This is a genomic window from Pseudomonas multiresinivorans (assembly GCF_012971725.1).
Taxonomy (GTDB): Bacteria; Pseudomonadota; Gammaproteobacteria; order Pseudomonadales; family Pseudomonadaceae; genus Pseudomonas; species Pseudomonas multiresinivorans.
This window is the reverse complement of record NZ_CP048833.1, coordinates 5,922,351-5,938,361: the sequence shown is the minus strand read 5'-3', so window position 1 is coordinate 5,938,361 and position 16,011 is coordinate 5,922,351. Positions and strand designations below refer to the sequence as shown.

The 16,011-nt window shown below is 63.9% G+C and carries 17 protein-coding genes; 14 read left to right on the top strand and 3 right to left on the bottom strand.

Annotated features, from left to right (window positions below):
• Window positions 1-212: 212 nt before the first annotated feature.
• The 10 genes from G4G71_RS27110 (at window position 213) to hisC (ending at window position 8,050) form a co-directional block, all read left to right on the top strand.
• Complete coding sequence (locus G4G71_RS27110) at window positions 213-1,022, top strand: ATP-binding cassette domain-containing protein (RefSeq protein ID WP_169941678.1); 810 nt, start codon at window positions 213-215, stop codon at window positions 1,020-1,022.
• Window positions 1,022-1,819 (top strand): lipid asymmetry maintenance ABC transporter permease subunit MlaE, encoded by a 798-nt coding sequence (gene mlaE, locus G4G71_RS27105; RefSeq protein ID WP_169941676.1) that lies wholly within the window; start codon window positions 1,022-1,024, stop codon window positions 1,817-1,819. The genes G4G71_RS27110 and mlaE overlap by 1 nt, the downstream gene beginning before the upstream one ends.
• Complete coding sequence (gene mlaD / locus G4G71_RS27100; protein ID WP_169941674.1) at window positions 1,819-2,292, top strand: outer membrane lipid asymmetry maintenance protein MlaD; 474 nt, start codon at window positions 1,819-1,821, stop codon at window positions 2,290-2,292. The genes mlaE and mlaD overlap by 1 nt, the downstream gene beginning before the upstream one ends.
• 11 nt (window positions 2,293-2,303) lie before the next feature.
• Window positions 2,304-2,951 (top strand): Tgt2/MlaC family protein, encoded by a 648-nt coding sequence (locus G4G71_RS27095; RefSeq protein ID WP_169941672.1) that lies wholly within the window; start codon window positions 2,304-2,306, stop codon window positions 2,949-2,951.
• A complete protein-coding gene (locus tag G4G71_RS27090) occupies window positions 2,948-3,256 on the top strand; it encodes an STAS domain-containing protein (RefSeq protein WP_169941670.1) in 309 nt (102 codons plus the stop codon). The genes G4G71_RS27095 and G4G71_RS27090 overlap by 4 nt, the downstream gene beginning before the upstream one ends.
• A 110-nt stretch (window positions 3,257-3,366) precedes the next feature.
• Window positions 3,367-3,606 carry a BolA family protein gene (locus tag G4G71_RS27085; RefSeq protein ID WP_017518139.1) on the top strand — a complete coding sequence of 80 codons (240 nt, stop codon included), beginning with the start codon at window positions 3,367-3,369 and terminating at the stop codon, window positions 3,604-3,606.
• Between the two features lie 19 nt (window positions 3,607-3,625).
• Window positions 3,626-4,894, top strand: coding sequence for a UDP-N-acetylglucosamine 1-carboxyvinyltransferase (gene murA, locus G4G71_RS27080; RefSeq protein ID WP_054906613.1), 1,269 nt, complete (start codon window positions 3,626-3,628; stop codon window positions 4,892-4,894).
• A gap of 14 nt (window positions 4,895-4,908) precedes the next feature.
• Complete coding sequence (hisG, locus tag G4G71_RS27075) at window positions 4,909-5,544, top strand: ATP phosphoribosyltransferase (RefSeq protein ID WP_169888221.1); 636 nt, start codon at window positions 4,909-4,911, stop codon at window positions 5,542-5,544.
• 124 nt (window positions 5,545-5,668) lie between these two features.
• Window positions 5,669-6,991, top strand: a complete 1,323-nt coding sequence (hisD, locus tag G4G71_RS27070) for a histidinol dehydrogenase (RefSeq protein ID WP_169941668.1) — start codon at window positions 5,669-5,671, stop codon at window positions 6,989-6,991.
• A gap of 3 nt (window positions 6,992-6,994) precedes the next feature.
• Window positions 6,995-8,050, top strand: a complete 1,056-nt coding sequence (hisC, locus tag G4G71_RS27065) for a histidinol-phosphate transaminase (RefSeq protein WP_169941666.1) — start codon at window positions 6,995-6,997, stop codon at window positions 8,048-8,050.
• A gap of 54 nt (window positions 8,051-8,104) precedes the next feature.
• On the opposite strand, the gene algW is transcribed toward hisC, so the two are convergent.
• Window positions 8,105-9,253 carry a Do family serine endopeptidase AlgW gene (gene algW / locus G4G71_RS27060; protein WP_054906610.1) on the bottom strand — a complete coding sequence of 383 codons (1,149 nt, stop codon included), beginning with the start codon at window positions 9,251-9,253 and terminating at the stop codon, window positions 8,105-8,107.
• A 113-nt stretch (window positions 9,254-9,366) separates the two neighbouring features.
• Here algW and G4G71_RS27055 point away from each other — a divergent pair, with 113 nt between their 5' ends.
• Window positions 9,367-10,125 (top strand): Nif3-like dinuclear metal center hexameric protein, encoded by a 759-nt coding sequence (locus tag G4G71_RS27055; protein ID WP_169941663.1) that lies wholly within the window; start codon window positions 9,367-9,369, stop codon window positions 10,123-10,125.
• Window positions 10,126-10,339: 214 nt separating this feature from the next.
• Here G4G71_RS27055 and mltB read toward each other — a convergent pair whose 3' ends face one another.
• On the bottom strand, window positions 10,340-11,437 hold the full coding sequence (gene mltB, locus G4G71_RS27050) for a lytic murein transglycosylase B (RefSeq protein WP_169941661.1): 1,098 nt from the start codon (window positions 11,435-11,437) through the stop codon (window positions 10,340-10,342).
• A 334-nt stretch (window positions 11,438-11,771) separates the two neighbouring features.
• Here mltB and cysD point away from each other — a divergent pair, with 334 nt between their 5' ends.
• Together cysD and cysN are read left to right on the top strand one after the other, a co-directional pair.
• Window positions 11,772-12,689 (top strand): sulfate adenylyltransferase subunit CysD, encoded by a 918-nt coding sequence (gene cysD, locus G4G71_RS27045; protein ID WP_054906606.1) that lies wholly within the window; start codon window positions 11,772-11,774, stop codon window positions 12,687-12,689.
• 12 nt (window positions 12,690-12,701) lie between these two features.
• Window positions 12,702-14,600 carry a sulfate adenylyltransferase subunit CysN gene (cysN, locus tag G4G71_RS27040; protein ID WP_169941659.1) on the top strand — a complete coding sequence of 633 codons (1,899 nt, stop codon included), beginning with the start codon at window positions 12,702-12,704 and terminating at the stop codon, window positions 14,598-14,600.
• 199 nt (window positions 14,601-14,799) lie between these two features.
• Here the strand turns inward: cysN and G4G71_RS27035 are convergent, their stop codons facing one another.
• On the bottom strand, window positions 14,800-15,240 hold the full coding sequence (locus G4G71_RS27035) for a Z-ring associated ZapG family protein (protein WP_054906604.1): 441 nt from the start codon (window positions 15,238-15,240) through the stop codon (window positions 14,800-14,802).
• A gap of 139 nt (window positions 15,241-15,379) precedes the next feature.
• Here G4G71_RS27035 and G4G71_RS27030 point away from each other — a divergent pair, with 139 nt between their 5' ends.
• A complete protein-coding gene (locus G4G71_RS27030; RefSeq protein ID WP_169941657.1) occupies window positions 15,380-16,006 on the top strand; it encodes an alpha/beta hydrolase in 627 nt (208 codons plus the stop codon).
• Window positions 16,007-16,011: the final 5 nt, after the last annotated feature.

The window sequence follows — 16,011 nt, the reverse complement described above, 5'->3', positions numbered from 1 at the left end:
GTGCGAGATTATAACGGGAAAGCGACAAAGGCTTCATCACTGGCAACTCAATGTTGATCGCATTTTGCTGAACTGAGCCTTAACAGTGGCTTAGCAGCCCTTGGGGCGCGGCTTCACGGGGTGTTATAGTTCGCGGCCGTTCGGCCTGCCGCGCCGTGTTTCTGCCGTATGACAGACGGGGCAACGGACAGCGCCGTGATGAAAGGAGTTCTATGAGCACCAATGACCAATACGCGGTCGAGCTGAAGGGCCTGAGCTTCAAGCGTGGCACGCGTAAGATTTTCGATAACGTGGACATCCGCATTCCACGCGGCAAGGTCACCGGGATCATGGGGCCGTCGGGGTGTGGCAAGACCACCCTGTTGCGACTGATCGCCGCCCAGCTGCGTCCGGCGAGCGGCGAAGTGTGGGTCAACGGCCAGAACCTCCCCAAGCTGGGACGCAGCGACCTGTTCGACATGCGCAAGCAGTTCGGCGTGCTGTTCCAGAGCGGTGCGCTGTTCACCGACCTCGATGTCTTCGAGAACGTCGCCTTCCCGCTGCGCGTGCACACCGAGCTGCCCGAGGACATGATTCGTGACATTGTCCTGATGAAGCTCCAGGCCGTCGGCCTGCGCGGGGCGGTGGAACTGATGCCTGATGAGCTGTCGGGCGGCATGAAGCGCCGTGTGGCGCTGGCCCGCGCCATCGCGCTGGACCCGCAGATCCTGATGTACGACGAGCCCTTCGTGGGCCAGGACCCGATCGCCATGGGCGTGCTGGTGCGCCTGATCCGCCTGCTCAACGATGCGCTGGGCATCACCTCCATCGTGGTGTCCCACGATCTGGCGGAAACCGCGAGCATCGCCGACTACATCTATATCGTCGGTGACGGCCGCGTGCTCGGTCACGGAACGCCGGCCGACCTGCAGGGTCTCGATGATCCGCGGGTACGACAGTTCATGAAGGGCATCCCGGATGGTCCGGTGCCGTTCCACTATCCTGCTCGCGATTACCGCGCCGACCTGCTGGGAGAACGTTGATGCGCAAGACTTCATCGCTCGAGCGAGTTCGCCTGCTCGGGCGCGCGGGCCTCGATGTCCTCGAATCGCTGGGCCGTTCGGGCCTGTTTCTGGTCCACGCCATCTTCGGCCGCCGGGTGCACAGTGGCGCCTTCCAGTTGCTGGTCAAGCAGCTGTATTCGGTGGGTGTGCTGTCCCTCGCGATCATCGTCGTGTCCGGCCTGTTCATCGGCATGGTGCTGGCCCTGCAGGGCTACAACATCCTGGCGAGCTACGGTTCGGAACAGGCAGTCGGCCAGATGGTTGCGCTGACGCTGCTGCGTGAACTGGGGCCGGTTGTCACCGGCCTGCTGTTCGCCGGGCGTGCAGGCTCCGCGCTGACTGCCGAGATCGGCAACATGAAATCCACCGAGCAGCTGTCCAGCCTGGAGATGATCGGCGTCGACCCGCTCAAGTACATCATCGCTCCGCGCCTTTGGGCCGGCTTCATCTCGATGCCGCTGCTGGCAGCTATCTTCAGTGTGGTCGGCATCTGGGGCGGAGCCCTGGTCGCCGTGGACTGGCTGGGTGTGTATGACGGTTCGTACTGGTCGAACATGCAGAACAGCGTGCAGTTCACCAAGGACATTCTCAATGGCGTGATCAAGAGCGTGGTGTTCGCCTTCGTCGTAACCTGGATCGCCGTGTTCCAGGGTTATGACTGCGAACCCACCTCCGAAGGGATCAGCCGCGCCACCACCCGTACCGTTGTGTATGCCTCCCTGGCCGTGCTGGGGCTGGACTTCATCCTGACCGCCTTGATGTTTGGAGACTTCTGATGCAAACCCGCACCCTGGAAATCGGTGTAGGCCTGTTCATTCTGGCCGGCCTGCTGGCCCTGCTGCTGCTGGCCCTGCGTGTCAGCGGACTGACCATCGGCAATTCCGGCGATACCTACAAGCTGTACGCCTATTTCGACAACATCGCCGGCGTTACCGTCCGCGGCAAGGTCACCATGGCGGGCGTCACCATCGGCAAGGTCACTGCGGTGGACCTCGACCATGACAGCTATCGTGGTCGTGTGACCATGGAGATCAATCGTCAGGTCAACAACCTGCCGGACGACTCCACCGCCTCCATTCTCACTGCCGGCCTGCTGGGCGAGAAGTACATCGGCATCAGTGTCGGTGGCGACGAAGAGCTGCTGAAGGATGGCGATACCATCAAGGACACCCAGTCGGCACTCGTGCTGGAAGACCTGATCGGCAAATTCCTGCTGAATACGGTCAACAAAGACGACTCGAAGAAATGAGGGCTCACTCCATGTTGAAAACCTTGCGCCGTGGCTTCCTGGTCCTGCTCGCGATCCTGCCGCTGTTCGCCCAGGCCGAGCAGACTGCTCAGCAGGTCGTGCAGCAGACCGTCGACAGCCTGCTGTCGGACCTGAAGACCAACAAGGCCAGCTACAAGGCCAATCCCCAGGCGTTCTACGACACCCTGAACCGCATCCTCGGCCCGGTCGTGGATTCCGAGGGCATCGCCAAGGGCGTGATGACCGTCAAGTACTCCCGTCAGGCGACCCCGGAGCAGGTCAAGCGCTTCGAGGAAACCTTCAAGAACAGCCTGTTCCAGTTCTACGGCAATGCGCTGCTGGAGTACGACAACCAGGACATCCGCGTGCTGAACAGCGGCAAGCAGGAGCAGGATCGCGCTTCGGTGAACATGGAAGTGGTCGGCAGCAATGGCGCCGTCTATCCGGTGCAGTACACCATGGTCAACCAGGGTGGCGAGTGGCGCCTGCGTAACGTGATCATCAACGGCATCAACATCGGCAAGCTGTTCCGTGACCAGTTCGCTGACTCCATGCAGAAGAACCGCAACGACCTGGAGAAGACCATCGCCGGTTGGGGCCAGGTAGTCGCCAAGGCCAAGGATGCTGCCAAGGGCCAGCCGGAAGGCAGCGCAGAATGAGTCAGGGCAGTATCACGGAGCGCAGCGAGGGCGACCTGGCCCTCGCCGGCGTGCTGGACTACAGGACCGGCCCGGCGCTGCGCGAGCAGGGCAGAAGCCTGATAGCCGCCAGCAAGGCCGCGGCGCTGCGCCTGGACTGCTCGGCGGTGGAACACTCCAGTAGCGTCGGATTGTCGCTGCTGCTGTCCTACACCCGTGATGCGCGCAAGGCTGGCAAGACGCTGCAGATCTCCGGCATGCCCAAGGACATGCAGGAAATCGCCAGGGTTGGCGAGCTTCTCGAGATTCTGCCGTTACAGCATTGAAACACTGAGAAAGCCCTCCGTCCGCGACTTCCCCTGCCGGGGTTCGCAGGCGGGGGGCTTTTTTGTATCATGGCCGACCCGCGCGCGTAGGGCGCCGAACGAGGTTGAGCATGCAGGCCGTAGAAGTCAAAAACTTCCTGGAATCGAAACTGCCAGGTACCCAGATCGAAGTGGAAGGCGAAGGCTGCAATTTCCAGCTGAACCTGATCAGCGACGAGCTCGCCGGCCTGAGCCCGGTCAAGCGCCAGCAACAGATCTATGCCCACCTGAACGAGTGGATCGCCTCCGGCGCCATCCATGCCGTCACCATGAAATTCTTCAGCCGCGCCGCCTGGGCCGAGCGTTCCTGAGCCCACGGGGAAAATAGCAATGGATAAACTGATCATTACCGGCGGTACTCGTCTCGATGGCGAGATCCGCATCTCCGGCGCGAAGAACTCTGCGCTGCCGATCCTCGCCGCAACCCTGCTGGCGGACACCCCGGTGACCGTCTGCAACCTGCCGCACCTGCACGACATCACCACCATGATCGAGCTGTTCGGCCGCATGGGCGTGCAGCCGATCATCGACGAGAAGCTCAACGTCGAAGTCGACGCCAGCACCATCAAGACCCTGGTGGCGCCGTACGAGCTGGTGAAAACCATGCGTGCATCGATCCTCGTGCTCGGCCCGATGGTCGCCCGTTTCGGCGAAGCCGAAGTCGCGCTGCCCGGCGGCTGCGCCATCGGCTCGCGTCCGGTGGACCTGCACATCCGTGGCCTGGAGGCCATGGGCGCAGAGATTTCCGTCGAAGGCGGCTACATCAAGGCCAAGGCCCCGGCCGGTGGCCTGCGTGGCGCGCACTTCTTCTTCGATACCGTGTCCGTGACCGGTACCGAGAACATCATGATGGCCGCAGCACTGGCCAATGGCCGCTCCGTACTGGAGAACGCCGCGCGCGAGCCCGAAGTCGTCGACCTGGCCAACTTCATCAACGCCATGGGCGGTGATGTGCAGGGTGCCGGCACCGACACCATCGTGATCAACGGTGTAAAAAGCCTGGGTGGCGGCGCCAAGTACAACGTCATGCCCGACCGCATCGAGACCGGCACCTACCTGGCCGCTGCGGCAGCCACCGGTGGCCGAGTCAAGCTCAAGGACACCGATCCGACCATCCTCGAAGCGGTGCTGGCCAAGCTGGTCGAAGCCGGTGCGCACATCACCACCGGCAGCAACTGGATCGAGCTGGACATGAAGGGCAACCGGCCGAAGGCGGTGAACATCCGCACTGCGCCGTACCCGGCATTCCCGACCGACATGCAGGCCCAGTTCATCTCCATGAACGCCATCGCCGAAGGCACCGGCGCGGTCATCGAGACCGTGTTCGAGAACCGCTTCATGCATGTCTACGAAATGAACCGCATGGGCGCGCAGATCCTGGTCGAAGGCAACACTGCCATCGTCACCGGCGTTCCGCAGCTCAAGGGCGCACCGGTCATGGCGACCGACCTGCGTGCTTCCGCCAGCCTGGTGATCGCCGCCCTGGTGGCCGAAGGCGACACCATGATTGACCGCATCTACCACATCGACCGTGGCTACGAGTGCATCGAAGAGAAACTGCAACTGCTCGGGGCGAAGATTCGCCGCGTGCCGGGCTGAGGCAGAATCAGACAATGCTGACGATTGCCCTGTCCAAGGGCCGTATCCTCGACGACACCCTGCCGCTGCTTGCAGCGGCGGGCATTGTGCCGACCGAGAATCCGGACAAGAGCCGCAAGCTGATCATCCCCACCACCCTCGATGACGTGCGCCTGCTGATCGTGCGCGCCACCGACGTGCCGACCTACGTCGAGCATGGCGCCGCCGACCTCGGCGTGGCGGGCAAGGACGTGCTCATGGAGTACGGTGGCCAGGGCCTGTACGAGCCGCTGGACCTGAAGATCGCCAACTGCAAGCTGATGACCGCCGGTGCGGTCGGCGCGCCGGAGCCCAAGGGCCGCCTGCGCGTGGCCACCAAGTTCGTCAACGTCGCCAAGCGCTACTACGCCGAACAGGGCCGCCAGGTCGACGTGATCAAGCTGTACGGCTCCATGGAGCTGGCACCGCTGATCGGCCTCGCCGACAAGATCATCGACGTGGTCGACACCGGCAACACCCTGCGTGCGAATGGCCTGGAGCCCCAGGAGCTGATCGCGCACATCAGCTCGCGCCTGGTGGTGAACAAGGCTTCGATGAAGATGCAGCATGCTCGCATCCAGGCGCTGATCGACACCCTGCGCGAAGCAGTGGAGTCTCGACACCGGGCGTAATCCTTAGCGCGGCCTTCCCGCCGCGCCCGCCTATCCGTGTCATAGCCAAATTTTCTCGGGTGCCCGCACGGAAGGCTTGATAGTCTTGCGGCGCCCGAGATCATGCCAATTAAAGAGGCCAGCTATGACCGCACCCTTCGCTATCCGTCGACTCAACGCCGCCGATCCGGACTTCGCGCGTCATCTGGACCATCTGCTCTCCTGGGAAAGCGTCTCCGACGAGTCGGTGAACCAGCGCGTACTGGACATCATTGCCGACGTGCGCAAGCGCGGTGATGCCGCGGTGGTGGAGTTCACCCAGCGATTCGACGGCGTCGAAGCCAAGTCAATGGCCGACCTGATCCTGCCGCGCGAGCGCCTGGAACTGGCCCTGACCCGAATCACCCCGGCTCAGCGCGAAGCTCTGGAGGTCGCCGCCGAGCGCGTACGCAGCTACCACGAGAAGCAGAAGCAGGACTCCTGGCGTTATACCGAAGCCGACGGCACCGTGCTCGGCCAGCAGGTCACCCCGCTGGACCGCGCCGGCCTGTACGTGCCGGGCGGCAAGGCATCCTACCCGTCTTCCGTGCTGATGAACGCCATTCCGGCCAAGGTCGCCGGCGTCGCCGAAGTGGTGATGGTGGTGCCGACTCCGCGCGGGGAGATCAATGAAATCGTCCTGGCCGCCGCCTGCATCGCCGGCGTCGACCGCGTCTTCACCATCGGCGGTGCGCAGGCCGTGGCCGCGCTGGCCTATGGCACCGAGAGCGTGCCGCAGGTGGACAAGGTCGTCGGTCCGGGCAACATCTACGTCGCCACCGCCAAGCGCCACGTATTCGGCCAGGTCGGCATCGACATGATCGCCGGCCCGTCGGAAATCCTCGTGGTCTGTGATGGCGGCACCGATCCGGACTGGATCGCCATGGACCTGTTCTCCCAGGCCGAGCACGACGAGGACGCCCAGTCGATCCTGGTCAGCCCGGACGCCGCTTTCCTGGATAAAGTCGCCGCCAGCATCGAGAAGCTGCTGCCGACCATGGAGCGCGCCGAGATCATCCGCACCTCGCTGACCAATCGTGGCGCGCTGATCCTTGTCGCCGACCAGGAGCAGGCCTGCCAGGTTGCCAACCGCATCGCCCCGGAACACCTGGAGCTGTCAGTGGCCGACCCGGAAAGCTGGCTGCCGAAGATTCGCCATGCCGGTGCCATCTTCATGGGCCGCTACACCGCCGAGGCGCTGGGCGACTACTGCGCCGGCCCGAATCACGTGCTGCCGACCTCCGGCACCGCGCGTTTCTCTTCTCCGCTGGGTGTGTACGACTTCCAGAAGCGCTCCTCGATCATCTTCTGCTCCGCGCCGGGCGCTTCCGAGCTGGGCAAGACCGCTTCGATCCTGGCTCGTGGCGAGTCGCTGACCGCCCACGCGCGCAGTGCAGAGTTCCGCATCCTTGACGGCAAGAGTGAGTAACCCATGAGCAAATTCTGGAGTCCCTTCGTCAAGGAACTGGTGCCCTACGTTCCGGGCGAGCAGCCCAAGCTGGCGAAGCTGGTCAAGCTGAACACCAACGAGAACCCTTACGGCCCGTCGCCGAAGGTGGTCGCCGCGATCCAGGCCGAGCTGAACGACACGCTGCGCCTGTATCCGGATCCGAATGCCGACCGCCTGAAGCAGACCATCGCCCAGTACCACGGCGTGAAGACCTCCCAGGTCTTTGTCGGCAACGGCTCGGACGAAGTCCTGGCCCACGCTTTCCACGCGCTGTTCCAGCACGGCAAGCCGTTGCTGTTCCCCGACGTGACCTACAGCTTCTATCCAGTCTACTGCGGCCTCTACGGCATCGAGTCCGAGGCGCTGCCGCTGGACGAGCAGTTCCAGATTTGCGTCGAGGACTATGCGCGCCCGAACGGCGGCATCATCTTCCCCAACCCCAACGCGCCCACCGGTTGCCTGCTGCCGCTCGAAGCCATCGAACGCCTGCTGCAAGCCAGCCCGGACAGCGTGGTGCTGGTGGACGAGGCCTACGTCGACTTTGGCGGCGAGACCGCGATCTCCCTGGTCAACCGCTACCCGAACCTGCTGGTGGCGCAGACCCTGTCCAAATCGCGCTCCCTGGCGGGCCTGCGGGTCGGCTTCGCGGTCGGCCATGAAGACCTGATCGAGGCGCTGGAGCGGGTGAAGAACAGCTTCAACTCCTACCCGCTGGACCGCCTGGCGCTAGCTGGTGCAGTAGCGTCTTTCGAGGATCAGGCCTACTTCGAGCAGACCCGCAATGCAGTTATCCACAGCCGCGAGAAGCTGGTGGCCGAACTCAAGACCCTGGGCTTCGACGTACTGCCGTCGGCGGCGAACTTCATCTTCGCCCGCCACCCGCAGCGTGACGGCGCCGAACTGGCTGCAGCGCTGCGTGAGGAAGGCGTGATCGTGCGCCACTTCAAGCAGCAGCGGATCAATCAGTTCCTGCGTATCAGCATCGGCACTGAGGAGCAGAACCAGGCTCTGATCGAGGCCCTGCGGCTGAAACTGTAAAGTCATCGCGGTAAAGAAAAACGGCGCCTTCAGGCGCCGTTTTTCATTGCAGTATCAGTTGGCGTTGGGGGCCGGCGGCGGACGCAGGCCGACTTCGGCGTTGAGCGTTACCGGCTTGCCGTTGCGTAGCACTTCGATGGTGATCTTTTCGCCCGGCTTGGTGCGCGCTACCTGGTTCATCGAGCGGCGGCCATCGCTGGCGGCCTCGCCATCGATGTTCAGGATGATGTCGCCCGGCAGCAGGCCGGCCTTGGCGGCGGGGCCGTCGCGGTAAACACCGGCGACGACGATGCCGGCCTTGTCCTTGAGGTCGAAGGATTCGGCCAGTTCCGGGGTCAGCGGCTGCACTTCGACGCCGAGCCAGCCGCGGATCACCTGGCCGTGCTCGATGATCGACTGCATGACCTCCAGGGCCAGCTTGGTCGGGATAGCAAAGCCGATGCCCTGGGAGCCGCCGGACTTGGAGAAGATCGCGGTGTTGATGCCGATCAGGTTGCCGTTGGCGTCCACCAGCGCACCGCCGGAGTTGCCGGGGTTGATCGCGGCGTCGGTCTGGATGAAGTCTTCGTAGGTGTTCAGGCCGAGCTGGTTGCGGCCGGTGGCGCTGATGATGCCCATGGTGACGGTCTGGCCGACGCCGAAGGGGTTGCCGATGGCAAGGCAGACGTCGCCGGTACGGATGCCGTCGGAGCGGCCGAGCATGATCGAGGGCAGGTCCTTGAGGTCGATCTTCAGGACCGCCAGATCGGTCTCCGGATCGCTGCCCACCAGGCGGGCGATGGTCTCGCGACCGTCACGCAGGGCCACGACAATCTGGTCGGCGCCGGAGGTCACGTGGTTGTTGGTCAGCAGGTAGCCTTCGGGGCTCATGATCACCGCCGAACCCAGGCTCGACTCCATGCGCTTCTGCTGCGGCAGGTTATCGCCGAAGAAGCGCCGGAACAGCGGGTCGTCGAGCATCGAGTTGTTCGGCTTGCTGACCATCTTGGTGGTGTAGAGGTTGGCCACGGCCGGCGAGGAGCGGGTCACGGCGTCGGCGTAGCTGACCGGGCCCTGCTGCAGGCGGCTGAGCAGCGGGGCCTGTTGCAGGTGCACTTCCTGCTGCGGAAGGCCGACCCATTGCGGGTTATGCTGGATGATCAGCAGCGCCAACAGGACGCCAACCAGCACGGGCCAGCCGAGGAAACGCAGGGCCTTCAGCATCGAAGAAAATCCTTGGGGTTGCTTGGCCGGGGGATGGCCGATAGGGTGGCGGCCATTATACGGGCGGCGAGCCAAGAAAATAGACGCTCGCAGCCGATGTTGGAGGAATTTCGATGGCTATCGCACTGAGCACGCTGGTCGAGGAAGCCGACCGTTTTCTGGACGCGGCGAAGATTCAGGATTACTGCCCCAACGGCCTGCAGGTCGAGGGCCGCCCGCAAGTGCGGCGCATCGTTTCCGGTGTCACCGCCAGCCAGGCGCTGCTGGATGCCGCCGTGGAAGCGGACGCCGATGTGGTGCTGGTCCACCACGGCTATTTCTGGAAGGGCGAGGATGCCCGCGTGGTGGGCATGAAGCAGCGGCGCCTGAAGACCCTGCTGAGCCATGACATCAGCCTGCTGGCCTATCACCTGCCGCTGGACCTGCACGGCGAAGTCGGCAACAACGTGCAGCTCGGTCGCCAGCTCGGTTTCGAGATCGAAGGGCCGCTTGAGCCCGGCAATCCGCGCTCCATCGTCCTGGTCGGCTCGCTGGCCGAACCCATGCTGCCGAGCGACCTGGCGCTTCACGTGCGCGACGTGCTGGGCCGCGAGCCGCTGCTGGTGGATGGCGGCCAGCCGATCCGTCGCATCGCCTGGTGCACCGGTGGCGCCCAGGGCTACATCGACCAGGCGATCGCCGCGGGCGTCGATGCTTATCTGACCGGCGAAGTCTCCGAGCAGACCGTGCACAGCGCGCGGGAGAACGGCATCAGCTTCATCGCCGCCGGCCATCACGCCACCGAGCGCTATGGCGTGCAGGCGCTGGGGGATTACCTGGCCAAGCGCTTTGCCATCGAGCACCTGTTCATCGATTGCCCGAATCCCGCCTGATGACGTTCAGGCCAAGCGCCAGGCCGTGCAGGGGGACCTGTAGGAGCGAGCTCGCTCGCGAACCCGCCCGGCGCTGAGGCGGCAGGAAACCCCGTTCGCGAGCAAGCTCGCTCCTACAAAGAGCCCGCTGCTCGATCACCCTAGCCTGCATCCGAAAACAGAAATGAAAAAGGCCGGCTCTGTGAGCCGGCCTTTGTCGTGGCTGTAAACGTGATTATCGGTAACCGTGGCGCTGTCGGTCGACCGCCTTGCCCAGTTCCCACACTGCCATGGCGTAGTGCGTGCTGTGGTTGTAGCGGGTGATCACGTAGAAGTTCGGCAGGCCGTACCAGTACTGGTAGGTGTTGCCCATGTCCAGGCGCAGCAGGCTGGCGGTCTGGTGATTGCCCAGTGAGCCCTGCGGGCGCAGGCCGGCGGCGGACAGTGCGCTGATCGAGTACTGGGTCTTGAAGCCGTCTTCCAGCGAACGGGCCTGGCCGATGGCGGGGATCGCCACCGCATCGCCGGTGACCCAGCCGTGCTGCTTGAAGTAGTTGGCCACGCTGCCGATGGCGTCGCGCGGGTTCCACAGGTCGCGGTGGCCGTCGCCGTCGAAGTCCACCGCATACTGGGTGAAGGAGGAGGGCATGAACTGCCCGTAGCCCATGGCGCCGGCGTAGGAACCGCGCATCTCCAGCGGGTTGTCGCCTTCCTTGCGCGCCTGGAGGAGGAACTGCTCCAGCTCGCCGCTGAAGAATTCGGCGCGGCGCGGGTAGGAGAACGACAGGGTGGCCAGCGCGTCGATGATCCGCGTCTTGCCCATCACGCGGCCCCAGCGGGTTTCCACGCCGATGATGCCGACGATGATTTCCGGTGGTACTCCATAGGTGCGCGAGGCGCGTTGCAGGTCCGCTTCGTATTCGTTCCAGAACTGCACGCCCTTCTGCACGTTATCCGGGGTGATGAACTTCTTCCGGTAGCGCAGCCAGGCGCCGTTCGGGCCGCTGGGCGGGGTGTAGGTCGGTGCCTGGCGGTCCATCAGGCGGATCACCCAGTCCAGTTCCTGGGTCTGCGCAAACAGATCGTGCAGGTCCTGCCGATTGAAGCCGTGCTTGCTCACCATCATGTCGATGAAGCGATTGGCGTTGGCATTGTTCGCGTAGTCGCCGCGCAACGGGGTGATCGGCTGCACCGATCCGAACGCCGGGTGGGCGCTGGGCGTGATCAGGGTGGGCGTCTTGGGCTTCTGGGCCGGTTGTGGTGCGGGAGTCGGTTTGCTGCTGCACGCAGAGATCAGGACGAGTAAAGGCAGGGCGAAAGCGATGCGGCGCATGGGAAATCTTCTGGGGCAGGAAAACGTGCCCGCTATGCTAGCGCAGTGCCGCGCGGGCACAAGCCGGGACATTGCGAGACTGTTGCAGGAAAAATCCTTCAGCCTTGCGCGCCAATGTCGAGCGGTGGCCTCCCAGGGGGCGAGCCGATGGGGTTCAGCGCCTTCCCGAGGCGCCTCGTCACCGGGCGCAAAGCACTGGCGGGACTGAGCGCTGAAGGCTATATCGGTATATTTTTTCGGTATAACCCGCTCCCCGGTTAGAGCCTTGCGCTGTGATAGAGTGCGCGCTCGTCTACGGCCCGCCGGCCGTCCATAAGCAATTCCGTGAGTAGCCATGGTCGACAAACTGACGCATCTGAAACAGCTGGAGGCCGAGAGCATCCACATCATCCGCGAGGTCGCCGCCGAGTTCGACAACCCGGTGATGCTGTACTCGATCGGCAAGGACAGCGCGGTGATGCTCCACCTCGCGCGCAAGGCTTTCTTCCCCGGCAAGCTGCCGTTCCCGGTGATGCATGTCGACACCCGCTGGAAATTCCAGGAGATGTACAGCTTCCGCACCAAGATGGTCGAGGAACTGGGCCTGGACCTGATCACCCACATCAACCCCGATGGCGTGGCGCAGGACATCAACCCCTTCACCCATGGCAGTGCCAAGCACACCGACATCATGAAGACCGAGGGCCTCAAGCAGGCGCTCGACAAGTACGGCTTCGACGCCGCCTTCGGTGGTGCCCGCCGCGACGAGGAGAAGTCCCGCGCCAAGGAGCGGGTGTACTCGTTCCGCGACAGCAAGCACCGCTGGGACCCGAAGAACCAGCGCCCGGAACTGTGGAACGTCTATAACGGCAAGGTGAAGAAGGGCGAGTCGATCCGCGTCTTCCCGCTCTCCAACTGGACCGAGCTGGACATCTGGCAGTACATCTACCTCGAGCAGATCCCGATCGTTCCGCTGTACTTCGCCGAAGAGCGCGAAGTCATCGAGATGAACGGCTCGCTGATCATGATCGACGACGAACGCATTCTCGAGCACCTCACGCCCGAGCAGAAGGCCAGCATCCAGAAGAAGATGGTGCGTTTCCGCACCCTGGGCTGCTACCCGCTGACTGGCGCGGTGGAGTCGACCGCTACTTCGCTGCCGGAAATCATCCAGGAAATGCTGCTGACTCGGACTTCCGAGCGCCAGGGCCGGGTCATCGACCACGACGCCGCTGGCTCTATGGAAGAAAAGAAACGTCAGGGCTACTTCTAAGGTTCTCGCACCATGTCGCATCAATCCGATCTGATCAGCGAGGATATCCTCGCCTACCTGGCCCAGCACGAGCGCAAGGAACTCCTGCGCTTCCTCACCTGTGGCAACGTCGACGACGGCAAGAGCACCCTGATCGGGCGCCTGCTGCACGATTCCAAGATGATCTACGAGGACCACCTCGAGGCCATCACCAAGGATTCCAAGAAAGTCGGCACCACCGGCGACGAGGTTGACCTGGCGCTGCTCGTGGATGGCCTGCAGGCCGAGCGCGAGCAGGGCATCACCATCGACGTGGCGTACCGCTACTTCAGCACCGCCAAGCGCAAGTTCATCATCGCCGACACCCCCGGCCATGAGCAGTACACCCGCAACATGGCTACCGGCGCCTCCACCTGCGACCTGGCCATCATCCTGATCGACGCCCGCTACGGCGTGCAGACCCAGACGCGCCGGCACAGCTTCATTGCCTCGCTGCTGGGCATCAAGCACATCGTCGTCGCCATCAACAAGATGGACCTCAAGGGTTTCGACGAGGGTGTGTTCGAGGAGATCAAGGCCGACTACCTGCAGTTCGCCGAGAAGATCAACCTCAAGACCAATTCCCTGCACTTCGTGCCGATGTCGGCGCTGAAGGGCGACAACGTGGTCAACAAGTCCGAGCGCTCGCCGTGGTACACCGGCCAGTCGCTGATGGAAATCCTCGAGACCGTGGAAGTCGCGGGCGACCGCAACCTCGACGACATGCGCTTCCCGGTGCAGTACGTCAACCGTCCGAACCTGAACTTCCGCGGCTTCGCCGGCACCCTGGCGAGCGGCATCGTGCGCAAGGGCGACGAAGTCATCGCCCTGCCATCGGGCAAGGGCAGCAAGGTCAAGTCCATCGTCACCTTCGAAGGCGAGTTGGAACAGGCCGGCCCGGGCCAGGCCATCACCCTGACCCTGGAAGACGAGATCGACGTCTCCCGCGGCGACATGCTGGTCCACGCCGACAACCGTCCGCAGGTCACCGACGGCTTTGACGCCATGCTGGTGTGGATGGCCGAAGAGCCGATGCTGCCGGGCAAGAAGTACGACATCAAGCGCGCCACCAGCTACGTGCCCGGCTCGATTCCGAGCATCACTCACAAGGTGGACGTGAACACCCTGGAAGAGACCGCCGCCAGCGAACTCAAGCTCAACGAGATCGCCCGCGTGAAGGTCAGCCTGGATGCTCCGATTGCGCTGGACGGCTACGAACAGAATCGCACCACCGGTGCCTTCATCGTGGTCGACCGCCTGACCAACGGCACCGTCGGCGCGGGCATGATCATCGCTGCTCCGCAGGCGACCCATGGCGCCGCCGTGCACCACGGCAGTGGTCATGTCGCCCGTGACGAGCGTGCTGCGCGCTTCGGCCAGCAGCCGGCTACCGTGCTGTTCAGCGGCCTCTCCGGCGCTGGCAAGAGCACCCTGGCCTACGCCGTGGAGCGCAAGCTGTTCGACATGGGCCGCGCGGTCTATGTGCTGGACGGCCAGAACCTGCGCCACGACCTCAACAAGGGCCTGCCGCAGGACCGCGCCGGTCGCAACGAGAACTGGCAGCGCACCGCCCATGTGGCCAAGCAGTTCAACGAAGCCGGCCTGATCAGCCTGTGCGCTTTCGTCGCCCCGAGCGCCGAAGGGCGCGCGCAGACCAAGGCGCTGATCGGAGCCGAACGCTTCATCACCGTCTACGTCCAGGCTTCCCCGCAGGTCTGCCGCGAACGCGACCCGCAAGGCCTGTATGCCGCCGGCCAGGACAATATCCCGGGCGAGTCCTTCCCCTACGACGTGCCGCTGGATGCCGATCTGGTGATCGACACCCAGAGCCAGTCGGTGGAAGAGGGCGTCAAGGCTGTCCTCGACCTGCTGCGCCAGCGCGGCGCGATCTGATCGTCGCCACGCTATGAAAAAGCCCCGCCTTCGCGGGGCTTTTTCTTTGGCTCTTCGTAGGAGCGAGCCTGCTCGCGAACCATACCCGGTCGATTGAGTATCCAGCGGTTCGCGAGCAAGCTCGCTCCTATAGGTCGTGCATTTGCGCGGACATGAAAAAGCCCCGCCGAGGCGGGGCTTTTTCTGTGGGGCAGAGGCCTCAGTACTTGCTTTTCAGCCCGTACGTCTCGTCCAGGGTACCCGGGCCGTCGCCGGTCTTGGGCGCATAGTCCTTGGGCACTTCGTTGTTTGCCGGCGGGGTCAGGCGCTCGCGGCGCTCGGGGTATTCGTCGGCATGCAGGGCCGCCAGCAGGCGCTGTTTGGTCTGTTCGTCCAGGGCCAGGCGCTCGGCGCCCTCGGACAGGTGCTCCTGCACATCCTGATAGCTCTGGGTGAGCTTCTTCATCAGGCTGGCGGAGGTGCTGAAGTGGGTCACCACTTCGCGCTGGTAGCTATCGAAACGATCCTGCATGTCGTCCACCTGACGCTGCAGCTTGTTGGGCGCGGCGTTGGGCAGCAGGCGGGCGATCAGAAAGCCGATGCCGACCCCGACGATCAGGGCGAGTAGCGGCAGCAACCAGGTGGTGAGGGACTGTTCCACGCGAATCCTTCCTCTATAGACGGCTTTGCTTTACGTTAGCGGCTTGCACCTGTGCTTGTATACCGTGGCGAATGCTTCGCCGCCTGCGCAGGTATTGAGCTAGACGAGACGACCCGCCACGGGGTCACGGAGCTGTTGTTTGACCACCCGCGAAATCCCCCTGTTCCTCGATGGCCCCGAAGGCCAACTGGAAGCCCTGCACCTCGCCACACCTGACGCCAAGGGTGTCGCGCTGATCTGCCATCCGCACCCGCTATTCGCTGGCACCATGCAGAACAAGGTGGTCGCCACCCTGCAACGCGCCGCACGGGATGCAGGATACGCCACCCTGCGTTTCAATTTTCGTGGCGTGGGTCAGAGCGCCGGCAGTTATGCCGAAGGTCGCGGTGAGATCGACGACGTGCTGGTCGCCGCGCGCTGGCTGGCCGGGCAGCATCCGGGTCTGCCGCTGACGCTGATGGGCTTCTCCTTCGGTTCCTGCGTGGCCGGCAATGCTGCCGAGCGCCTGGAAGAGCAGGGCGCTGAACTCGCACAGCTGTTCATGCTGGCGCCGCCAGTGGAGCGCTTCGACGTCGACCTGCCCGAGCGCTGCCCGCTGACGGTGATCCAGCCCGAAGCCGACGAAGTGGTTACGCCCGAGCGTGTCTACGCCTGGAGTGCGGAGCTCACCAAGGCCCACGAACTGATCCGCATCCCCGAGTGCAGCCATTTCTTCCACGGCAAGCTGATCGAGCTCAAGGACCTGATACAGGCCCGGCTCGCCTAGGCCGC